The organism is Shewanella sp. SP1S2-4, from assembly GCF_031932075.1.
Taxonomy (GTDB): Bacteria; Pseudomonadota; Gammaproteobacteria; order Enterobacterales; family Shewanellaceae; genus Shewanella; species Shewanella baltica.
In genome coordinates this window covers 239,246-259,320 of sequence record NZ_JAUOET010000001.1, presented here as the reverse complement: position 1 = coordinate 259,320, position 20,075 = coordinate 239,246, and the positions used below count along the sequence as shown (strand labels likewise).

At 44.4% G+C, this 20,075-nt stretch carries 23 protein-coding genes and 4 tRNA genes; 13 read left to right on the top strand and 14 right to left on the bottom strand.

What is annotated here, in order from left to right; translation table 11 throughout:
- Nucleotide 1 precedes the first annotated feature (1 nt).
- From Q4Q52_RS01155 to Q4Q52_RS01135, 5 genes are all read left to right on the top strand, one after another.
- A complete protein-coding gene (locus Q4Q52_RS01155; protein WP_311989635.1) occupies nt 2–1,258 on the top strand; it encodes a cyclopropane-fatty-acyl-phospholipid synthase family protein in 1,257 nt (418 codons plus the stop codon).
- Nucleotides 1,259–1,369: 111 nt separating this feature from the next.
- Nucleotides 1,370–1,951, top strand: a complete 582-nt coding sequence (locus tag Q4Q52_RS01150) for a DUF2878 domain-containing protein (protein ID WP_311989634.1) — start codon at nt 1,370–1,372, stop codon at nt 1,949–1,951.
- 85 nt (nt 1,952–2,036) lie between these two features.
- Entirely contained in the window at nt 2,037–2,651 is a 615-nt protein-coding gene (locus tag Q4Q52_RS01145) for a chalcone isomerase family protein (protein ID WP_012587154.1), read from the top strand.
- The gene (locus Q4Q52_RS01140) at nt 2,639–3,184 is read left to right on the top strand and encodes a DUF3833 domain-containing protein (protein ID WP_011847380.1); all 546 of its coding nucleotides are present in this window, start codon (nt 2,639–2,641) and stop codon (nt 3,182–3,184) included. Before Q4Q52_RS01145 ends, Q4Q52_RS01140 begins: the two co-directional genes overlap by 13 nt.
- 301 nt (nt 3,185–3,485) lie before the next feature.
- The gene (locus tag Q4Q52_RS01135; protein WP_311989633.1) at nt 3,486–3,716 is read left to right on the top strand and encodes a hypothetical protein; all 231 of its coding nucleotides are present in this window, start codon (nt 3,486–3,488) and stop codon (nt 3,714–3,716) included.
- A gap of 95 nt (nt 3,717–3,811) precedes the next feature.
- On the opposite strand, the gene Q4Q52_RS01130 is transcribed toward Q4Q52_RS01135, so the two are convergent.
- Nucleotides 3,812–4,156, bottom strand: coding sequence for a DUF3634 family protein (locus Q4Q52_RS01130; RefSeq protein ID WP_006082536.1), 345 nt, complete (start codon nt 4,154–4,156; stop codon nt 3,812–3,814).
- A gap of 153 nt (nt 4,157–4,309) precedes the next feature.
- Between Q4Q52_RS01130 and Q4Q52_RS01125 the strand changes: the two genes are divergently transcribed.
- Nucleotides 4,310–4,495: a hypothetical protein gene (locus tag Q4Q52_RS01125; RefSeq protein WP_106649920.1), complete on the top strand. Its 186-nt coding sequence runs from the start codon at nt 4,310–4,312 to the stop codon at nt 4,493–4,495.
- A gap of 231 nt (nt 4,496–4,726) precedes the next feature.
- On the opposite strand, the gene Q4Q52_RS01120 is transcribed toward Q4Q52_RS01125, so the two are convergent.
- The 4 genes from Q4Q52_RS01120 to Q4Q52_RS01105 all read right to left on the bottom strand — a co-directional run bounded on the left by Q4Q52_RS01120 (nt 4,727) and on the right by Q4Q52_RS01105 (nt 5,592).
- Nucleotides 4,727–4,802, bottom strand: a tRNA-Thr gene (locus Q4Q52_RS01120).
- Nucleotides 4,803–4,809: 7 nt separating this feature from the next.
- A tRNA-Phe gene (locus Q4Q52_RS01115) sits at nt 4,810–4,885 on the bottom strand.
- 534 nt (nt 4,886–5,419) lie between these two features.
- Nucleotides 5,420–5,495 (bottom strand) — tRNA-Thr (locus Q4Q52_RS01110).
- Nucleotides 5,496–5,516: 21 nt separating this feature from the next.
- Nucleotides 5,517–5,592: transfer RNA gene (locus Q4Q52_RS01105), tRNA-Phe, on the bottom strand.
- A gap of 389 nt (nt 5,593–5,981) precedes the next feature.
- Here Q4Q52_RS01105 and Q4Q52_RS01100 point away from each other — a divergent pair.
- Together Q4Q52_RS01100 and Q4Q52_RS01095 are read left to right on the top strand one after the other, a co-directional pair.
- A complete protein-coding gene (locus tag Q4Q52_RS01100; RefSeq protein WP_311989632.1) occupies nt 5,982–6,533 on the top strand; it encodes a cytochrome b in 552 nt (183 codons plus the stop codon).
- 4 nt (nt 6,534–6,537) lie between these two features.
- Nucleotides 6,538–7,113: a YceI family protein gene (locus Q4Q52_RS01095; RefSeq protein ID WP_006082533.1), complete on the top strand. Its 576-nt coding sequence runs from the start codon at nt 6,538–6,540 to the stop codon at nt 7,111–7,113.
- Between the two features lie 86 nt (nt 7,114–7,199).
- Here Q4Q52_RS01095 and Q4Q52_RS01090 read toward each other — a convergent pair whose 3' ends face one another.
- Together Q4Q52_RS01090 and mutY are read right to left on the bottom strand one after the other, a co-directional pair.
- Complete coding sequence (locus Q4Q52_RS01090) at nt 7,200–7,478, bottom strand: oxidative damage protection protein (RefSeq protein WP_311989631.1); 279 nt, start codon at nt 7,476–7,478, stop codon at nt 7,200–7,202.
- A gap of 2 nt (nt 7,479–7,480) precedes the next feature.
- The gene (gene mutY, locus Q4Q52_RS01085) at nt 7,481–8,587 is read right to left on the bottom strand and encodes an A/G-specific adenine glycosylase (RefSeq protein ID WP_311905337.1); all 1,107 of its coding nucleotides are present in this window, start codon (nt 8,585–8,587) and stop codon (nt 7,481–7,483) included.
- 199 nt (nt 8,588–8,786) lie between these two features.
- Here mutY and trmB point away from each other — a divergent pair, with 199 nt between their 5' ends.
- The 5 genes from trmB to Q4Q52_RS01060 all read left to right on the top strand — a co-directional run bounded on the left by trmB (nt 8,787) and on the right by Q4Q52_RS01060 (nt 13,192).
- Nucleotides 8,787–9,503 (top strand): tRNA (guanosine(46)-N7)-methyltransferase TrmB, encoded by a 717-nt coding sequence (gene trmB / locus Q4Q52_RS01080; protein WP_311905336.1) that lies wholly within the window; start codon nt 8,787–8,789, stop codon nt 9,501–9,503.
- 53 nt (nt 9,504–9,556) lie between these two features.
- Nucleotides 9,557–9,883, top strand: coding sequence for a YggL family protein (locus Q4Q52_RS01075; protein WP_006082529.1), 327 nt, complete (start codon nt 9,557–9,559; stop codon nt 9,881–9,883).
- Nucleotides 9,883–10,797, top strand: a complete 915-nt coding sequence (gene glsB / locus Q4Q52_RS01070) for a glutaminase B (protein ID WP_311889341.1) — start codon at nt 9,883–9,885, stop codon at nt 10,795–10,797. Before Q4Q52_RS01075 ends, glsB begins: the two co-directional genes overlap by 1 nt.
- Nucleotides 10,798–10,979: 182 nt before the next feature.
- Nucleotides 10,980–11,801: a YggN family protein gene (locus Q4Q52_RS01065; protein ID WP_259540874.1), complete on the top strand. Its 822-nt coding sequence runs from the start codon at nt 10,980–10,982 to the stop codon at nt 11,799–11,801.
- Between the two features lie 449 nt (nt 11,802–12,250).
- Nucleotides 12,251–13,192, top strand: coding sequence for a LysR family transcriptional regulator (locus Q4Q52_RS01060; protein WP_006082526.1), 942 nt, complete (start codon nt 12,251–12,253; stop codon nt 13,190–13,192).
- Between the two features lie 673 nt (nt 13,193–13,865).
- Here Q4Q52_RS01060 and Q4Q52_RS01055 read toward each other — a convergent pair.
- The 7 genes from Q4Q52_RS01055 to proC form a co-directional block, all read right to left on the bottom strand.
- Nucleotides 13,866–15,716, bottom strand: a complete 1,851-nt coding sequence (locus Q4Q52_RS01055; RefSeq protein WP_311989630.1) for a DUF885 domain-containing protein — start codon at nt 15,714–15,716, stop codon at nt 13,866–13,868.
- Nucleotides 15,717–15,868: 152 nt separating this feature from the next.
- Nucleotides 15,869–17,035, bottom strand: coding sequence for a radical SAM family heme chaperone HemW (gene hemW / locus Q4Q52_RS01050; RefSeq protein WP_115334186.1), 1,167 nt, complete (start codon nt 17,033–17,035; stop codon nt 15,869–15,871).
- The gene (gene rdgB, locus Q4Q52_RS01045) at nt 17,035–17,652 is read right to left on the bottom strand and encodes an RdgB/HAM1 family non-canonical purine NTP pyrophosphatase (protein ID WP_012587166.1); all 618 of its coding nucleotides are present in this window, start codon (nt 17,650–17,652) and stop codon (nt 17,035–17,037) included. The genes hemW and rdgB overlap by 1 nt, the downstream gene beginning before the upstream one ends.
- 139 nt (nt 17,653–17,791) lie before the next feature.
- On the bottom strand, nt 17,792–18,226 hold the full coding sequence (locus Q4Q52_RS01040) for a DUF4426 domain-containing protein (protein WP_006082522.1): 435 nt from the start codon (nt 18,224–18,226) through the stop codon (nt 17,792–17,794).
- Between the two features lie 131 nt (nt 18,227–18,357).
- Entirely contained in the window at nt 18,358–18,657 is a 300-nt protein-coding gene (gene yggU, locus Q4Q52_RS01035) for a DUF167 family protein YggU (protein ID WP_006082521.1), read from the bottom strand.
- Entirely contained in the window at nt 18,657–19,205 is a 549-nt protein-coding gene (locus Q4Q52_RS01030; protein WP_311989629.1) for a YggT family protein, read from the bottom strand. Before Q4Q52_RS01030 ends, yggU begins: the two co-directional genes overlap by 1 nt.
- Nucleotides 19,206–19,253: 48 nt before the next feature.
- A complete protein-coding gene (gene proC / locus Q4Q52_RS01025; RefSeq protein ID WP_311989628.1) occupies nt 19,254–20,072 on the bottom strand; it encodes a pyrroline-5-carboxylate reductase in 819 nt (272 codons plus the stop codon).
- Nucleotides 20,073–20,075: the final 3 nt, after the last annotated feature.

Here is a 20,075-nt window from a genome sequence, read left to right as displayed (position 1 = left end):
CATGGAAAATACTGCTTCGCAAACCTCAGTTGCTACAGGGAAACTGCCCGACAGTATTGCGCGTAAAGTCTTGCTTAAGGCGCTGGAAAGCCTGCCCCATGGTTGCTTGACCTTAGTTGAGGGCGATAAGAGTTATCGTTTTGGTGAGAGTCAAACCGATTTACATGCCACGCTTGTGGTTAAACACCCCAGTTTTTATCGCCAAATAATGCTTTCAGGCTCTATTGGTGCGGGAGAAGGTTATATTCAAGGCCATTGGACGAGCCCAGATCTCACCAAAGTCGTGCAACTGTTTGCCCGCAATTTAGCCCTGCTCGATAGGATTGAAGCCAAGTTTTCATGGTTAACCGGCACGATAAACCGCGTGAAGCATATGCTGAATCGTAACTCGCAGGAGGGCTCGAAGCGCAACATTCTGGCCCACTACGATTTGGGTAATGCCATGTACGAGCAGTTCCTTGACCGTGAAATGTTGTACTCGAGTGCGCTTTATCCCCATGAGGAAGCCAGTTTGCAGGAAGCCCAGCTGTTTAAGCTGATGACTATCTGCGAACGACTCGATTTACAGCCCGGTCAAACCTTGCTTGAAATTGGTACTGGCTGGGGCGCGCTGGCTATCTATGCGGCCAAGCACTATGGCGTACATGTGACGACGACGACGATTTCAGATGCGCAATTCGCCTATGCCAAAGCGCGCGTTGAAAGCGAAGGCCTGAGCGATAAAGTGACTCTGCTGACCGAGGATTATCGCAATCTGACGGGGGAATACGACAGGGTTGTTTCTATTGAAATGATTGAAGCGGTAGGGCATGAATATTTACCGGGTTTCTTTAAAAAGCTGGAATCACTGTTAAAGCCCCATGGGCGTATGCTGCTTCAGGCGATAACGATTGCCGATCAACGTTACGACAGCTATCGCAAAAGTGTGGATTTTATTCAGCGCTATATTTTCCCCGGTGGCTGTTTACCTTCTGTCAGTCAAATGGTCGGTCATATTGCCAAACAGACGGATATGGTGGTCTGGTCGCTCAATGATATGGGGCTCGATTACGCTAAAACGCTGAGGCATTGGCATGAGAATTTCGATCATGCTGTGGGTGAAATCCAAACCTTAGGTTATGGCGAAGACTTTATCCGCATGTGGAAATTCTACCTAAGTTATTGTGAAGGTGGATTTTTAGAACGCACCACAAGCACAGTGCATTTAGTTGCCGTACGTCCGGACTATCGCGTTCTAGGCAATGGTCAGCCTAGCTAGGCTGTTCCTGCGGCAATCCGGTTAGATTAGCCGTTGAGAGTAGTTCGTTTAGGTGCATCCGTTTAAATGAAATTGTCGCTGTAGTTGTAGCAAGATAAAAGTGAGGTAAAGATGAAGTCAATGTTAGCTAACTCTCGGCATCTGCCTAAACATCAGGGTTTTATTCTCTATAACGCCCTGAGTTTTCAGGCTGTGTGGTGGTCTAGTGTGCTTTGGCTTAACTTGTCACTGCTGCTAACTATACCTTTATTATTGCTTCACTTTATCCTGTTGTCCTCATCGGGTAAGGGCCAATATCGTCAAGTGGATTTGCGATTAATGCTCAAGGTTGCCGCCCTAGGGATCGGCATTGACACTGTGCTGTCGGTTTTAGGCCTGTTCGAGTTTGCAGCCTTCCCTTGGTGGCTTGGCTGTTTATGGCTGCACTTTGGCTTGAGTTTAAATCATAGCTTAGCGTTTATGCGACCCTTACCGCTGATATTTCAGGCGTTACTCGGAGGAATATTTGGCACGTTAAGCTATGTCGCGGGCGCGCAGTTTAATGCGGTGACTTTGCCCTACGGCAATGTCATTTCTGCTGTGGTGTTATTTTTTGTTTGGCTAGTCTTGCTGCCATTTTTAATCCAACTTGCTAATCCCTATGGATTTAATCGAAGCACTAAGGCTCGCTCTTTTACTGTGTTTGGACGTTAATTATCGAAATCTAGGAATTGAGTCCGGTTAAGTCATTTTTTAGTCAATACGTGTTGTAAGACATCATGCAGTCAAAGGGGATCCTATGTCGTCAGTTCGTAATCGCAGCTCAAATCTTGGTTTTTCATTTTTGAATTCAAGCTGCTTAAGTTTATTGGCGCTCAGTTTATTGACCGCACCTCTAAAAGCATTAGAGGCGAAAACGCCAGATTTTGAAAACATTACTATCGAGCTGAATGATGCCGCCGATGTGACGCAGACTTTTCAGGAAGTAGGGCGCGGAGAAATGGATTGGCTGTGGTTTAGTTTGTATAAGGCGAGACTGATGACGGTAAATGGCCGTTATCAACAGGGGCAATATCCTCTGCTGCTAGATATTGAATATTATCGAGATATAGAGTCTGAAGATCTGTTAGAAGCGACCAAGGATCAATGGCAGCATCTAGCGTTTGCCGAAAATGATATCCAGCGTTGGTTGAGTTTATTAACCGCGACTTGGCCCGATGTGAAGCAGGGCGACCATTTAAGTTTTAAGGTTATGGATGGGCAAACGAGTCAGTTTTTCTTTAACCATCAACCACTCGACATTATCCACGATGCTAATTTTGCTGAGGCATTTTTAGCGATTTGGTTATCGAAAGACACTAGCCGTCCGAGTTTGCGGGCGCAATTACTCGGAGAAAAACCATGCGATTGTTAACACGACTTATCGGTCGAAAGTTATTGTTAGGCCTAATAATGATAGGGCTGCTATCGAGTTGCTCATCGGTGGAAGTGACGGATTATAAAGATACTCATCCTACACTGGTGTTGGAATCATTCTTTAATGGGCCATTAAAAGCGTCTGGAATAGTGCATGATTTTAGTGGCAAAGTGATCCGTAAATTCAATGTCACTATGGAAGCCAGTTGGCAGGGAAACGAGGGCGTCATCAATGAATGGTTTGTTTATGATGATGGCGAAACTCAAACTCGTGTGTGGCGCATTAAAGCGCTAGGGGAAGGGCGATACTCGGGAACTGCAGGCGATATTATCGGCACCGCCGATGGTCAATCCAGTGGTAGTGCGCTACGTTGGAAATACGATATGTTATTACCCGTGGATGGCGATGAATACCAAGTTCATTTCGACGATTGGATGTTCTTAGTGAATGACAATACCATTATAAATCAGAGCGATATTATTAAGTTTGGCATCACAGTCGCCCAGGTGACTTTAGTAATCCAAAAATAACATGAGCCAATTTTTGCCTAGTTTGGCTTAATTACATTTATCTCAGTTTGTCTTGGATTAACTAGGCCTATTATGGCTTACATGTTTATTAAGGCTTAAATGTTGATTAAGACTTAACTTGAGTTAAACAGTATAGCTTGACTAATAATCACCTTTTGTCTGCACTAAAGTATTTAGCTCAAACCAAAGTGGCAGCTAGGCATTTTTTGCTAGTGGCATAAAGTGATAAATATGAGAGTCATTTTGGTGTAACTCATTGTTTATTATTTTAATTATTCCGAGTTTAAGTTGGTATAGATAAATGATTAAAAAACACTTAGTTCTATTGGGGGCCTTGTTGAGTTTGTCGTTAACGGCTTGTTCATCTTTTGACGTTAAGTTTGAGGATCATTCTGAGAAACAAGCTGACCCTCATCAACCTGCCAGCGATCCTATGGTGCAAGATAATGAACGTCGTATTCGAGATGCGAGGGCAGATGGTCGTTTAGAATCCGATTTTTTAAAACCTAGGTACCCGGTTAAGTTTAAATAAGCAAAGTGCTTTAGGGACTCGCTGCAACCTCAATACTTAACCTTCAACAAGCATTGAGGGTTAAGTATTGAGGTTGCTAGGGGAAAGGCGAAGAACTAGCCTGCTTGACGACTGTTATCTATCGACTTTTTGTCATAATATTCAAACGGAAACAGATTACGAATCCTTTGCTTCACATTGTCACTCACGTTGGCAGAAATATGTAAGCGTACATCTCCAGATTTTTCAGCCCTAACAGTACAGGTCAGTTTTTCAGCTTTAGCAATGTGGCGGCATTCCCGCTCGAAGCGCTCTGGGATTTTGCCTTTATGCTGAGTCATGCGGCCATCTTTAAAATGCATTTCAAAAATAGTTAGGCCTTTCTTGCCACCAAATATGAGTTTGTAAACGAGAAAAATACCAATAGCGACAAAAATGAGTTTGAAAATATCGGCTGTCATAACGCCTCCTATCTTATGTTTATAGGTCAAAGATACTCCTGAGTGACTTGTTTTAACAGTGCGCTAACACGCAATTTTGAATTGGCAATAAAATCATTCCCGCCTAGACTTAACTGGCGAAGGAAAAGTAACCCCTCAGTTAAGGAAAACGCCATGTACTTATCAAATGCAGATCGTTGGTCATTATTGTGTAAGAAGCAAATCGATGTAATTGAAAAACTTTCTACACAATTCCCCGAGAGAAAAGCACATCTTAGTGAGCTCACTCAAGGGTGGCGCCATGTTCAACATCAAGTTCAAGCCGGTGATAGGCCTATGCCACTCGAGCTAATTAAATAAGCGCGAGCTGCTTGATCTGATAGTTTGTATAAGAGCCCTATGGAGAGTATTGATGCTCTGTTTACGCAATTTATCGAGTACTTGAGTAAGGCGGGGTTCGCTAGTGAGTTCTTTTCAGGATAAGCAACACACAAACTGCTGGTGTTGATGTAAGTCAGTTACACTTTGCTTTGAACTAATTCAAATTTCAGATACAAAAAAGCCACTCATTGAGTGGCTTTTTTGTTTATATGGTGCCGGCACCAAGAGTCGAACTCGGGACCTACTGATTACAAGTCAGTTGCTCTACCAACTGAGCTATGCCGGCTAAATTGTGGTGCCCGAACCCGGAATCGAACCAGGGACACGAGGATTTTCAATCCTCTGCTCTACCGACTGAGCTATTCGGGCAACTAACTAAGCGTTAGTTAACTACTTCAAACTAAGTCGTAAAGACCTTGTTCGTTCGAAGTGCGCGTATAATATAGTGCTCGCTTTGGCTGTGCAAGCCCTTTTTAAATGACTGATTAACTATTAAACAAAAATCGAACATTTATTTGATTCTTCCACTTTACTCATATTGAGTCGCTGAAAGTTTCAGCATTTTAGTGATGATAGCCTTGCCTTTAGACTGATAAGGTTAACTTCAGTGCTCGTTTAATCTGTGTTTTAAGAAAGAAAATTAACGCTTAAGGCATTTTATGTATGCGAAGGGGGAGGGAATATCGTCTGATGGCGAAGTTTAGTGAGTGTTACGGTACTTTTGTCGACAGCAGATTTTGGTTTATAAGTTTGTCTGCAACTATGATTTTGAACTGGCATGAATTGAACGACCAAGAGTCGAGTTCAGGACCTACTGGTATTATCGAGAGTAAGTCAGTTGCACCTAACACTTCAAATTTCAGATACAAAAAAGCCACTCATTGAGTGGCTTCGTTGTTTATATGGTGCCGGCACCAAGAGTCGAACTCGGGACCTACTGATTACAAGTCAGTTGCTCTACCAACTGAGCTATGCCGGCTAAACTTATACTGCAAAATAATGGTGCCCGAACCCGGAATCGAACCAGGGACACGAGGATTTTCAATCCTCTGCTCTACCGACTGAGCTATTCGGGCAACTAAACTAAGCGTTAGTTGACTACTTTGAACTCGCTAGCTGAGCCGTCTCGTTCGAAGTGCGGCTATATTAGCTAGGGAGTTTCACCTCTGCAAGTGCTTTTTCCCAATAAATAACTCGTTCGGCGGTTTAATGTGCATCTTGCTTGTTTTTTATCTCTTATTCAGCGGATTCAGGTCAATTTCATTCGTTGACTGTAGTTTTCAAGTCAGAAGGATACTGATGTTTACTATAGATTTATGCTCATAAATCCTAGTTTCCTGCTTACTTTCTAAAATTTAGAAAGATATGAGCGATTTTTACTGATTTTAGTTTTTAAAATTAAACTTATGATAATGAATATTATTTCATGGATGGCATGAAGAAAACGCGAATACGGAGTCGCAGTATGTTTCGAAATAGTAAGTTGGCTTATGGGATAACCGCAATTGTGACTCATTGGCTGAGTGCGATCGTCGTCATTGGGTTGTTTGCGGTAGGTGTGTGGATGGTGGAGTTAACCTACTACAGCGCGTGGTACAAGACAGCGCCACATCTACATAAGAGCGTCGGGATTTTACTCTTGGCAGTGACGTTATTCCGCTTGTTGTGGCGCTTAGTGAATCCTAAGCCCGTACCAGAGGCGAATCATAAGCCTTGGGAGAGGCTGGCTGCTCATATTGCGCATTTGGCTATTTATATATTGCTGCTGGTGATCATGTGTGCCGGCATTCTTATTTCAACGGCAGAAGGCCGTGGAATTATGGTGTTTGACTGGTTTGAACTACCAGGATTTGGACCTTTTTTTGAAAACCAAGCTGATATAGCAGGCGATATTCACCAATACGCAGCTTATAGCTTAATCGCACTCGTGGTCATCCACGCAGTAGGTGCGTTAAAACATCACTTTATCGATAAAGACGCAACTTTACTCAAAATGATTAAATTTAATCGAGGATAATACAATGAAAAAGCAACTGTTAAGCGCACTGATTGGTGCATCTCTATTGGCGCCGATGGCGGCTTCAGCGGCGGACTATGTCATTGACCGTGAAGGAGCACATGCCTCTATTACTTTCAAAGTGAGCCACTTAGGTTATAGCTATGTCGTTGGTCGCTTTAATGATTTTAGTGGTGACTTTAGTTATGACGCGGCTAAGCCCACTGCGGCTAAAGTGAATGTAACAGTAAATACACTCAGTGTGGATTCAAACCACGCCGAGCGTGACAAGCATATTCGTAGCGCCGATTTCCTTAACACGAGTAAGTTTGCGCAAGCGACGTTTACCTCAACCACAGTTGAAGATAAAGGTAATGGCGACTTAGTGATTAACGGCAACTTAACCTTAAATGGTGTCACTAAGCCATTAGCGATCAATGCCCATGCAGTGGGCGAAGGTCAAGATCCTTGGGGTGGCTACCGTGCCGGTTTTACGGGCACAACCACGTTTGCGATGAAAGACTTCGGTATCAAAATGGATTTAGGCCCAGCGTCTAGCCATGTTGAGTTAGATCTTGTGGTTGAAGGCGTGCGTAAGTAACGCTCAGTTATTCATCTCGTGAAGAATAAACAAAAAGCGCCGAAAGGCGCTTTTTTGTGGGCTTTATCATTAGGTTAACGATAAAATTAATCTTGGTCTTTTTCAGGCACAAAACCTTCAATTTCTACTTCTTTACCTTCAAAGAGGAAAGAGGTCATTTGCTCTTCAAGAAACTTACGATCATCAATATTCATCATGTTGAGTTTCTTTTCGTTAATCAGCATGGTTTGCTTTTTTTGCCATAGGCCCCAAGCTTCTTTGCTGATGTTATCAAAAATGCGCTTACCTAAATCACCTGGATACAGTTGAAAGTCTAGGCCGTCGGCTTCTTTATTTAAATATACGCAATTGACTGTACGCGCCATGATTATTCCTTACTGACTGCGGATTGAACGAGTGATCCCAAATTGGCTAGCACGCGCTCGGTGGCGGCGGCGAGTCCCACTTTGGAAGGATGACTTATGTTATACCAGAGAGACTGATTTTGTTCCATGACCGCGCCCACGCTCTGTTTATTGCCGTGGGTTTTATCGCCATGAGTTTTATCTAAGTTAAGCATCATGGGCTGAATATCTAAATGGAAGTGGCTGAATGTGTGCCTAAAGCCAGTTAGCCATTCGAGTTGCTGTGCAGCAAACCCTTGTTCTTCAAGATGAGTTTCAAGTGCGGCTTGGGTGGCAAACTCAGGGAAACACCAAAGTCCGCCCCAAATTCCCGCTGGCGGACGTTTAGCTAAAAACACTTGGTTGTCTTGCATTAGCACTAACATCCACGCCGCTTTGGTCGGTATGGTTTTTTTAGGCTTCTTGCCGGGGAAATCGGTTTGTCGTCCAATCAGCTGAGCTTTGCAATCAATCGCTACAGGGCAAGCGGCGCAGTTAGGTTTGCTACGAGTACAAATACTGGCGCCGATATCCATCATGGCTTGATTATATTTCTGAATATCTTGCTGCGGCGTATACGTGTCAGTCAGCTGCCAAAGCTGCGCTTCGACAGTTTTTTGCCCCGGCCAACCGGCGATAGCGCCGTGTCGTGCTAACACGCGTTTGACGTTACCGTCGAGAATGGGGTGATGTTGTCCAAGCGACAGCGATAATACTGCGCCTGCCGTTGAGCGGCCGATGCCGGGTAGGGCGAGTACTTGCTCAAAATCCGTTGGAAATAGTTCCTGATAATCGTCGCGGATCATCTTGGCTGCTTTATGCAGATTACGCGCCCTAGCGTAATACCCAAGGCCGGTCCAATGATGCAACACCTCATCATCTGGCGCGTTAGCAAGTGCTAACACATCGGGAAAACGCGCCATAAATTTAAGGTAATAGGGAATAACAGTCGCAACCTGAGTTTGTTGCAGCATGATTTCAGAAACCCATACGCTATATGGGGTTTTATCTTGCTGCCAAGGGAGGGTTTTACGACCGTGATTGTCGTACCAAGAGACGATACGTGTGGCGAAGGAGGCTGAAGATTTCATCGGCGCAGTGTAGCGGCAGTTATCTTCTTAGACAAGCTCAAAGACAAGTGGATAAGGGCTAAAAAGCCGAAAATCACTGCTAAATTCGCACTCTCAAATAATCTTGGTATACTTTCGCCCCATTAGTGCTTGCACTGTATGTTGAACTTTGGATAATGCCCTTCTTTTATGATGGTGCTGTCCACTAGACGAGGCAAAAATGAGCGAAGTCACTACCGCTGAATTTAATGAAGAAGGCAAGTATCTGCGTAAGATCAGAAGCTTTGTCCTAAGAGAAGGTCGCTTAACTAAAGGCCAAGCCCAAGCTATTGAAAGCCAGTGGCCAACAATGGGGTTAAATTACAGCCCAGCGCCATTGAACCTGAGCGATGTTTTTGGCCGTGAAGCCGATACTGTGCTGGAAATTGGCTTTGGCATGGGCGCCTCTTTAGTGCAAATGGCTAAAGACGCACCAGAGCAAAATTTTATTGGTATTGAAGTGCATAAACCGGGTGTTGGTTCTTGCTTAAGCGATGCCGCCATTGCGAGTGTGACTAATTTACGTGTGTATCATCATGATGCCATGGAAGTATTAGAACATGCGATTGCCGACGGTTCATTAGCCCGAGTGCAATTGTTTTTTCCCGATCCTTGGCATAAGAAACGTCACCATAAGCGTCGTATCGTACAAGCTGAATTTGCTGAACTGATCCGCCGCAAGCTAAAAATTGGCGGCGTGTTCCATATGGCAACCGATTGGGAAGAATACAGCGAGCATATGTTGGAAGTGATGCAAGCAGCTCCTGGTTATCAAAACCAGTCGAGTGATGGCACTGTGGTGCCGCGTCCTGATCATCGCCCACTGACAAAGTTTGAAGCCCGCGGCCATAGACTGGGTCACGGTGTATGGGATCTGATGTTTGAGCGTATTGCTTAATCTAGATATTTCAATTGATTAATTAGTTTTTTAACACAACGGGGAAAGTCACTATGGCAACTAATCGTAGCCGTCGTTTACGTAAGAAAATGCGCGTTGATGAATTCCAAGAGTTAGGTTTTGATATGGCTTGGACTTTTGATGCATCAGTATCAGAAGCCGATATCGATGCAACTGTTGATAAATTTATCGATGAAGTGATCGAAACCCGTAAGTTAGGTTTCCATGGCGGCGGTCACATCGAATGGGAAGGCATTATCGCAACCCAAACGATCGGCAAATGTACCGAAGAAGATATTGCAGCAGTTAAGGCATTCTGGGCGAATCAAAAAGTGTCTCAGGTTGAAGTTAGCGAACTGTACGACATTTGGTGGGGTTAATGCCCGAGTTGGCATTACTTGAGGAAGTGGTCGAGAAAGTTCGACCCTTGCTCGGCCAAGGAAAGGTTGCAGATTACATCCCCGCACTGGCCAGCGTTGATGCTGGAAAATTAGGCATTGCCGTCACAACCGTTGATGGTGAAACCTTAGGTGCGGGCGATTACCTTGAGCCGTTTTCGATTCAAAGTATCTCCAAAGTTTTCAGCTTAACCTTAGCGTTAACTTTATATGAAGAAGCCGAAATTTGGAGCCGAGTTGGCAAAGAACCTTCGGGCCATTCATTCAACTCTTTAGTACAAGTCGAGTTAGAACGTGGCAAGCCGCGCAACCCATTTATCAATGCTGGCGCGTTAGTGATTGCTGACTTATTGCAGAGTCGTTTAGGTGCACCTAAACACAGAATGCTCGAGTTAGTTAGGCAACTAAGCCAAAACGATAAAGTCAGTTTCGACAAACAAGTGGCCGACTCAGAATATCAGCATAGTGCGCGCAATGCGGCGATTGCTTATTTGATGAAGTCCTTTGGTAATTTTCAAGGCGATGTTGATACTGTGCTACGCACCTATTTTCATTACTGCGCCTTAAAGATGAATTGCGCTGACTTGTCTAAAGCCATGTTGTACTTGGCTAATCGCGGCAAAAGCATAATTGGGACTGAGCTTATCTCTCAGGTGCAAACTCGGCAGCTTAATGCCCTGTTGGCGACTTCGGGCCTATACGATGGAGCGGGCGAGTTTGCCTATCGTGTCGGTATGCCTGGTAAAAGTGGTGTCGGTGGTGGCATCATTGCCGTTATTCCTGGGGAACTGTCGATTTGTGTTTGGTCGCCAGAACTCGATGGCAATGGCAATTCGCTTGCTGGCACTGCCATGCTTGAGCATTTAAGCCAACGCCTTGGTCGTTCCATTTTCTAGTTTTACTTCACGTTTTTATTAGCACTATCAGACTAAAAGTTAGCGAATTTCGCTAATGACCTTTTAGTGCTAACTTTCCTAAATCCAACATAATCATATTGTTATAAAGTTGGCACGTCTCCTGCTATAAGCTATTCAGTAGTTTAGGTTTATCGAATTATTCAGATTAAAGGACGAACAACATGAAATTAAATAAGCTATTAACTGGATTTGCCTTATCCGGCGTGATTTTAGGGACATCTGGCCTACAGTTGGCGCAAGCGCAAACAGAGCCTAAAGTCGATGAACGTTGTGAAGTCTCTTTAAATTATGACGTTATGGTTGAGCCTAAAAAATTAGTCATGAGCGAGAAGGGCACCGAAAAGTATCGCATCGAAGTCGATAAGTTATTTGTTGAAGGCAAACAAGTAAACTTAACCGATAAGCAAAAAAAGCTAGTGACTCAATACGCCGATGAAGTGTCGACGCAAGTGCCTGAAGTGATTGAAGTCGTGAACGAGGCCGTCGCATTAGCTTCGCAAGCGGTGAGCATGGCGTTAACCCCTTTAATGGGCGATGCGGCCGGTGCTAAATTCGATGAAATGATGGCAGGCGTCCAAAAGCGTGTTGATTCAGTTGCCTACCGTCATGGCGATAGCTTCTATCTCGGCGCGACGGAGGACTCGATTCAGAACACCTTTAACGACGAATTCGAGCAGGAAATGGAGCAAATTGTTCAGAACTCAGTGGGCACCATTATGATGACCATAGGTGGCCAAATCATGTCGGGTGACGGTGATAGTTTTGAAGCCAAGATGGATGCCTTCTCCAAAAAAATGGACAACTTAGGCCAAGATATTGAGCAACAAATTGAGAGTCAATCTAAGGGACTGGAAGCTAAAGCTGACCGTTTGTGCGACCGATTTGAAAATCTGTTAGTGCTTGAAAATCAATTACGCCAAGAGGTACCAGAACTCGCGCCTTATGCGTTGACACAAAACTCAACCAAGGAGCTGCGTGAATAGTTCTTGTTAATCGTCCTTACTAATAGTTTTTGTGAATAGCCCTTGCTTTTAACTGCAATAACTTCTATCTCCTTGTGCATGAGTCAAATTTGAATGCTACGCCCCTAGTCAATTTATCGCCTAGGGGCTTTTTTATTGGCTAATTCTTAGTGGCGAAAGCTATGAGGATAAAGTCGATGTGGCTTGTAGGCTTGGCTTGCAGCGATTTAGTTCGGAATGTTACAGTCTAGAGACGAATATTTGGTATACTCTTAAAATATAATTAAAAGCTGGCATATCAGTCAGATATAACACCCTACTTTAGTGGACTTTTTCGGTCTAAATCTCTGCGTTATATCACTTTAATGCGAGATATCAATGCTATGGTTATTTTTAAGCGATGATTACGCTAACCACTGCTATTCACCGAAAGTTAATATCATTGTCGTAAACAGCTTAAGGCGACTTCCATGTTAGAACTGTTAGAACCTATTGCGATTTTTACTCATGTGGCCAGAGCTGGTAGTTTTAGTGCCGCCGCAAGAAGGCTTGGGATTTCTAAGTCTAAGGTCAGTACACAAGTCGCCGATCTTGAACATAGACTTGGTGTTCAATTAATCCAACGTACCACCCGCAGCTTAAGCCTGACTGAAGCAGGGCATTTGCTGTATCTGCAAGGTGAAGAATTGCTGCGTGACGCTGAACAAGCGATAGCCAGCGTGCATAACTTAAATGATGCGACCCGCGGCGTGCTTAAGGTGGGGATTTCCCAGTCCTTTGGGGTGATGCATATCATTCCTGCGCTGCCATCCTTTATGGCAAAACATCCTGAGCTTGAGCTACAAGTGAGCTTACTGGACCATAAAGTAGATGTAGTGAGTGAAGGCTTAGACTTACTGTTAACTATGTCGGAGCAATTACCGCTTGGCATGGTTGCTAGACCTCTGATGAAGTGCCAATTCCTGTTAGTTGCTTCTCCAGGCTACATTGCTCAACATGGCGAACCAACTCGACCTGAGCAGTTAGTTGACCACAATTGTTTGGTCTATCAAGGCGAGTGGCACGAGCACAGCATGTGGCAATTTAAGAAGGGTGATGATTACTGTGAAATTGGCGTATCGGGCAATTTCAGGGTGGATAACGCACCCGCATTAAAATCCGCCGCAATCAGTGGTCTTGGGGTTGTGTATCTTGCAAGTTATCTGATGGAAGATGAAATTGCCAAGGGGACATTAGTGCCTTTACTGAAGGATTGGCAATTGACCCACCATCTGCCATTGCAGGCGGTTTATCCCCGTCGTAAGCACTTAGCACCTAAGGTCAGTTCTTTTATCGAATTCATCAAAGATCACATAGGAACGCCGCCGTATTGGGATGCGCCCTATGTCGAATTATTCAGTAAACGTCAGTAAAATAGGAAACATTGTTCTCAAAACCAGTTATATGTGATTTTAAATTAACTAGGCACTTTTGTGACTATTTAAAATCAATGCTTTAGGTTGAATTGGTGGGTACATTTGCGAATGATTTTTTAGGGTGTTCTAAAGCTGTTTTTTATAACATCCTTGAACTCTGTTCTTAATTGAATACAATGGTGGCAGTTGATTCGGAATGACCTGAGTCCTATACGTTTATTGGAAATGACCCCTTTCAATTTTTGTGTACAGGTCGGCATTAATGCAGTTTTGGATCACAGCCAACAGAAGTTTGAGAACTAAAACAATGTTGGCTCTTTAAACCATCATCCTAGTTTTTGGTTTACCTCAGCCTTATCGCTGAGGTAATTTTTTATTGATGGTTTGTGCAGCCTTGGGTAAGCGTTTTGTCTCCCTGTACCCTAAAGTCGCAACTGTGTGTTAAGTGATGTGAAGGCGAGTGCTAAAGCATAAATTAATACAACAAATATAGTGACCCACAGTGAGAAGGGTTCTGTTATCTAACGGGATAATGGTACCAATAAAAAAGCCACTTTCGAGTGGCTTTTTTATTGGGCGTAGCTTAAGACTTTCATCGATGTCGCTTTAGTCGTGAAGCAGGTTAACAATGCTTCACGGCTAGGCATTAAGGCATTAAAACATCAGGGTATTAGGCCTTCTTCTTGCTGGCTATCCAGAGATCAACTTGTTGCTCTAACACATCCAGCGGTAATGCGCCGTTAGCAAGTACTAGCGTATGGAAGTCGCGGATATCAAATTGACTGCCAAGCTGTTGTTCTGCTTTATGTCTGAGTTCCAGCAGCTTAATCATGCCCACTTTATAGGCTGTCGCTTGCGATGGCATAACGATATGGCGTTCAACCATTTTCACCGCATCCGATTTAGCATTGGGCGTATTATCCACGTAATAGGCAATGCCTTGCTCGCGGGTCCACTTTTTAGCGTGGATACCAGTATCAACGACTAAGCGACATGCACGCCATAGCTCCATTGCTAGACGACCAAAGTCAGAATAGGGATCGGCGTAGAGTCCCATTTCTTTCGGGAAAGATTCGCTATATAAACCCCAGCCCTCGATATACGCGGTATAGCCACCAAATTTGCGGAACTTAGGAATATTTTGCAGCTCTTGGGAAATGGCTATCTGCATATGATGACCCGGAATACCTTCGTGGTAGGCCAGTGCCTCCATTTGGTATTTCGGCATGGCTTTCATGTCATATAGGTTTGCATAGTAGCTACCTGGACGCGAACCATCTGGTGCCGGTTGCTCATAGAAGGCTTTGCCCGCGGATTTTTCTCTAAAGGCTTCAACCTGTTTCACTATCATGGCGGCCTTAGGTTTTACTTTGAACACTTCATCTAAGCGCGATTTCATATTGTCGATGAGCTTAGTCGCCTCAGCTAAATAGGCGGCTTTGCCTTCGGCGGTATTGGGGTAGTAGAACTGGGGATCGTCACGCATGAAGCTAAAGAATTGCTGTAAATCGCCTTTAAAATTGACCTTCTTCATAATGGCGCGCATTTCGTTATGAATACGTTCCACCTCAGAAAGGCCTAAGTCATGGATTTGATCGGCGGTCATATTTGTGGTGGTAGTACGGGCTAAGGCATTATTGTAAAAGGCGGCGCCGTTAGGGAGCTTCCACGCACCATCACGGTCGTCTGCTTTGGTTGCTAAGGTTTTTATGTAACTGATGAGCTTGTTATAGGCGGGCTCGACTTGAGTCACTAGTGCTTGCTCAGCCTGTTTAAGCAGTGTTTGCTTTTCCGTTTCTTGAATCGCTAATGCGTTCACTTTACGGCGAAAATCTGCGAGTAGCGCGCTATCGTCGCTCTTATCAAAAGGCGCACCTTTGATGATGTTTTGGCTGTCTGAAATGACATAAGCGAATACAAACTTAGGCGCAATAATGCCTTTATCTGCGCGGACTTCTAACACTGTCTGTAATTGACTTAAACGTTTAGGCACGCCATTCAAGCGGCTGATATAGGCCTTGGCATCGCTGACATCTGTAATTTGATGTTGGTTAATCAAGAAGGAGGCGATCATAGAGTGGCCGCCATACATCTGATTCACAGGGTAATTATGGTAGCGCCATTGGTCATCTTCGATGTCATTTTGCAGATTTTGTTTGAGTAAGGTGAGGCTGAGGTTTGTTTGTGGATCGAGTTTGGCCGCATCAATCAGATTGACCTGCGCCAGTTGTTTTTTCGTGCGTGCTAGGGCTTTATCATCGGCGGCATCACCCAGTTCATCCCATTTATCATAGTCTTGCTTGATCCCCATATAGGTTTGCGAAATAGGGCTCGCCATGATGTTTTCCATGAAGATGGTTTCGAACAACGCATTGGCTTTGTCTGACTCGGTTTGCACCACTGCATTCATAGGTTCGCTTGCACTGTGTAAGGCTGGCGAGCTTGATGCTGCATATGCGGGAATGGTCAGCAGGGCTGAAAGGGTTAGTGCGACTAAGCTGATTTTAGTTTTTATTGGCATGATCAAGCTTCCTGGATTGAGTTGCATCAATTCTAAAGAAGCTGGACAAGAATGTATGGATATTAATGTTAGAAAATGTGTTAGCAGTAATAGTATTAAACTGCACTATTGACCACTAACACATTATTTATATAGCTATTTTAACGGCAGTGTTAGCAGAATTGTGTCAGTAAATCATTAACAAACATGTGACCTTTACTGGTTAATTGCCAATGTTCAGCGGATTCTGTGAGTAAACCGCGTTGTTTGGCCTTTTCCATTCCTTCGGTCAATGTGTCTCTGTGCTGTCCGGTACGCAGTTCAAATTCTTGCTTAGGGATAGGTGTCATCAGGCGCAGGCGATTCATTAAATATTCAAGCGCGCGATCTTCCTCTGCCACATCAATCGATTCGAAGGTGTAGTTGCTGGCACTCAGATATCCCTTGGGATGTTTAATTTTTACCGTGCGTATAATGCGGTTTTCTTCTGGCAGCGTCACTTTACCGTGGGCGCCACAGCCTATGCCTAGATAATCACCAAACTGCCAGTAGTTGAGATTGTGCTTACATTGGTAACCGGGTTTCGCATAAGCGGATATTTCGTATTGCTCATACCCTAATGCGGCCAGCTTTTGTTGACCTTGCTCATAGATATGCCAGAGCGCTTCGTCATCGGGCAACTGCGGCGGTTTTGAGTGGAATAGGGTGTTGGGCTCAATTGTTAACTGATACCAAGACAGGTGGGGCGGATTCAGCGCCGCTGCCGTGTCGATATCGGCCATCGCTTCAGCAAAACTTTGGTTGGGTAATCCATGCATTAAATCGAGGTTAAAACTCAAGTATCCCGCTTGGCTGGCTTTTTGAGCAGCGACTTGTGCCTCGTTTTGATCGTGAATACGTCCAAGTAAGTTGAGCTTATCCTTAGAAAAACTTTGCACACCGATAGATAAACGAGTGACACCGGCTGCGCGATAGGCACTAAAATCATCGTGTTCTAAGGTGCCAGGGTTGGCTTCCATGGTGATTTCGATATTGTCACTAAAGGGGATTAGCGCATTGGCACCATCGAGTATGCGTTTGATTTGCAAAGCATCGAATAAGGATGGTGTGCCGCCACCGATAAAGATGGTATGGATCTGCCGCCCTTGGACGAGATGTAAATCTTGGCGTAAGTCTTCCAATAGCGCATCAACATAGGCTTCCTGTGGCAGCTCACCATTTTGACCATGGGAGTTAAAGTCGCAGTAAGGACACTTTTGTACGCACCAAGGAATATGGATATACAGACTGAGTGGCGGCAGTTCGAGCTTCATCGCAGTAGTCACGGCAGTTGACGACATTATTGTGCATTCCCGCCAGTTAACACGCCTTGGGCTTGCATGGCAGCGATGAGTTGCACTAGGGCTTTACCACGATGGCTTAAGGCATTTTTCTCGTTGCTGCTGAGCTGTGCCGCGCTACATTGATAATTTTCAGGGATAAAAATCGGATCGTAACCATGGCCATTGTCGCCACGTTGGTTAAAGTCGATTTGGCCTTCCCATGCGGCTTGGCAAATAATTGGGGTTGGATCTTTGGCGTGGCGCATATATACCAGCACGCATTGGAATCTCGCACTGCGAGGTGCTGGCTGGTCTTTTAATGTCTCAAGTAGTTTCAATACGTTGTCTTGATCTTTGGCATTCTCGCCCGCGTAACGCGCTGAATAAATGCCGGGAGCGCCTTGGAGTAAATCCACTTCTAAACCTGAATCATCGGCAATGGCCGCAAGTCCGGTGATTTCGGCGGCATGTCTGGCTTTGATAATAGCATTTTCGACAAAAGTGGTGCCCGTTTCGGCCACTTCGCTGACATTAAACTGACTCTGCGGCAGTACAGTGACACCGTAGCTGGCGAGCATTTGATCGAATTCGGCGAGTTTGCCTTTGTTGCCACTGGCGAGGACGATTTGTTGCATGGAACACCTATATCATTGGGGCGACTTATACTGCGGCAATGATACCCAAGCTGAGGGCTAAAGGACAGGAAAAGGGCGGGACGGTACAGACTTGTATCGTCCCAAAGTTACTTATGTATTGCGGTAATCTCAGCTTGGCTTATTCGACGTAGAATTTTTGCTTGAACTGCAAGTTGGTATTTAATTGATTACCATGCTTGATCGCGATATTGAAGTTTATCTCCTGATCATCGCGGTAAGGAACTTCGGCAATATAATAAATCGCATCACCTTCACGGATCTCTTTGAAGGTTAAGTTGATTCGAGCATCTAATAAGTTATTGGCGACACCGGTAATTTCAACGGGTACTGCGGGTTTATTCGCTTCGCTGATATCTAACACCGCAATGTTGATAATGCCTGTATAGCTACTGCGCTGAATGCCATAGGATTTGGCTATGCTAGGCGTCAAAAAAGTACTGCCAAGTGCCATATAATGAATGTCAAAATTGCCGACAGTTTCTTTTTGCTCTGCGTTTGCAACACCACAAAGGCTAGCGGTGAGGGCTAATACAGCCAGAATATTACGGAACATGATGGGATACCTCATATTAGGGAATGTTTGAGTATAGGTCGCTGTGACTATTGTTTATGTTTATCTGTTTATCGATAAATTAACCGCATTCAAAGAAGTATTTTGGTTTTTAGCCTTTCAAGAGTATTAGCTCAGCTAGTTTGTCCCATTAGCTCAGTAATGATGCTTGGGATGATCTTTGGGTCAATCACGCGGATTTGCTTATGCCGACCAAGTTCACCTTTCATTATATGAATGTCGCTCTTGGGCACTTTAAAGGTCTTTGCTAAGTACTTGCTTAAATGGGCATTGGCCTTGCCATCAATAGGCGGCGCAGTGATGGCTACTTTTAGCTCATCACCGTGCAGTCCTACAATTTGATCTCGGCTGGCCTTAGGCTGAATGTAGAGATTAAGCAGCAAGTCACCTTGCTGCAAAGTCACTGCACTCATTAGATCACAGCCCAATAAGGAACATATTGAGCAAGTAACATATTGAGGAAATTCATACCTATAATCACTAACATCACAGATAAATCTAAGCCACCAATTGGCGGTATGATACGGCGGATTGGGGCTAATACAGGTTCAGTTAACTGACCCATGATCATCACAATTGGGTTATAACCTTGGTTAAACCAACTTAATATTGCGCGTATCAACAGCATCCAAAACAGCAATACCCCTGCTTTTTTGATCACAGACACAACGGCAAACATTAGAAACAGCATTATGTCTATGCCACCGCCTGCGATAAGGCTGATCAGCAGTACTTTGACCATCACGACCAGCAACGCGAGGACGAATGATGCGGTATCAAACCGTCCTAAGGAAGGCAGAATACGGCGCATTGGCGCGATGAGCGGGTGAGTCGCTTTGACAATAAATTGGCTAAAAGGATTGTAAAAATCCGCCCTTGCCAGTTGCAGCCATATCCGCAAAATCACCACCATCAAATACAAGTCGAATAGTGTGGTGATTAAAAAGGTAAATGCATTCATCGAGATTTCTACCTATTAAAGTCCGATATAAAAACGCGTTAGTGGAAATTAAAATGTCTTAGCCATTTCTTCTGCACGTTTAATGCAGTTTTTCATAGCTTTTTTTACTAAACCACGCATATCCGCAGCTTCAAATGTCGCCAGCGCCTGTGCGGTGGTACCGCCCTTTGAGGTGACATTCTCCCTTAGATTACCTAAGGTCAGTTGTGGATTTTGCTTTGCCATCATAGCAGCGCCGAGCGCGGCTTGCTGCACTAAAGTTCTGGCTTTGTCTTCATCCATTCCCATTTCTTTGCCTGCATCTATCATAGACTCCATTAGCAAAAAGAAATAAGCCGGTGAACTGCCCGATAGTGCAATCACTTGATCTAATTCAGACTCTTCATTAACCCACACAATTTCGCCGCCGCTAGACATCAAACGATCGCAAATGGCTTTTTGCTCGGTAGAAATAGCCTGAGGCGCATAGAGGCCTGTCATACCTACACTAATCTGCATTGGTGTATTGGGCATAGCGCGAATAAGTTTAATATCCTGCGCCAGGTAATCGGTATAACGCTTTGCTTTAATGCCTGCAGCAATAGTGATGACTAACTTTTGCGACATGTCTACAGTTTGTAATGCTTCACACACTTGCTGCATCAATTGCGGTTTTACCGACAGCACTATGACATCGGCAGCTTGTGCTGCAGCTAAATTATCTTGAGAAACCAAAATCCCTAAATCGGCTTTTAGTGTATCGAGTTTTCCTTGGCTAGGATTGGTCGCTTGGATGAGTTGAGCAGGATAGCCGCTATGAACTAGGCCACTGATGATGCTGCGCGTCATATTGCCGGCACCGATAAAGCAGATTTTCTGTTGATCCATTTG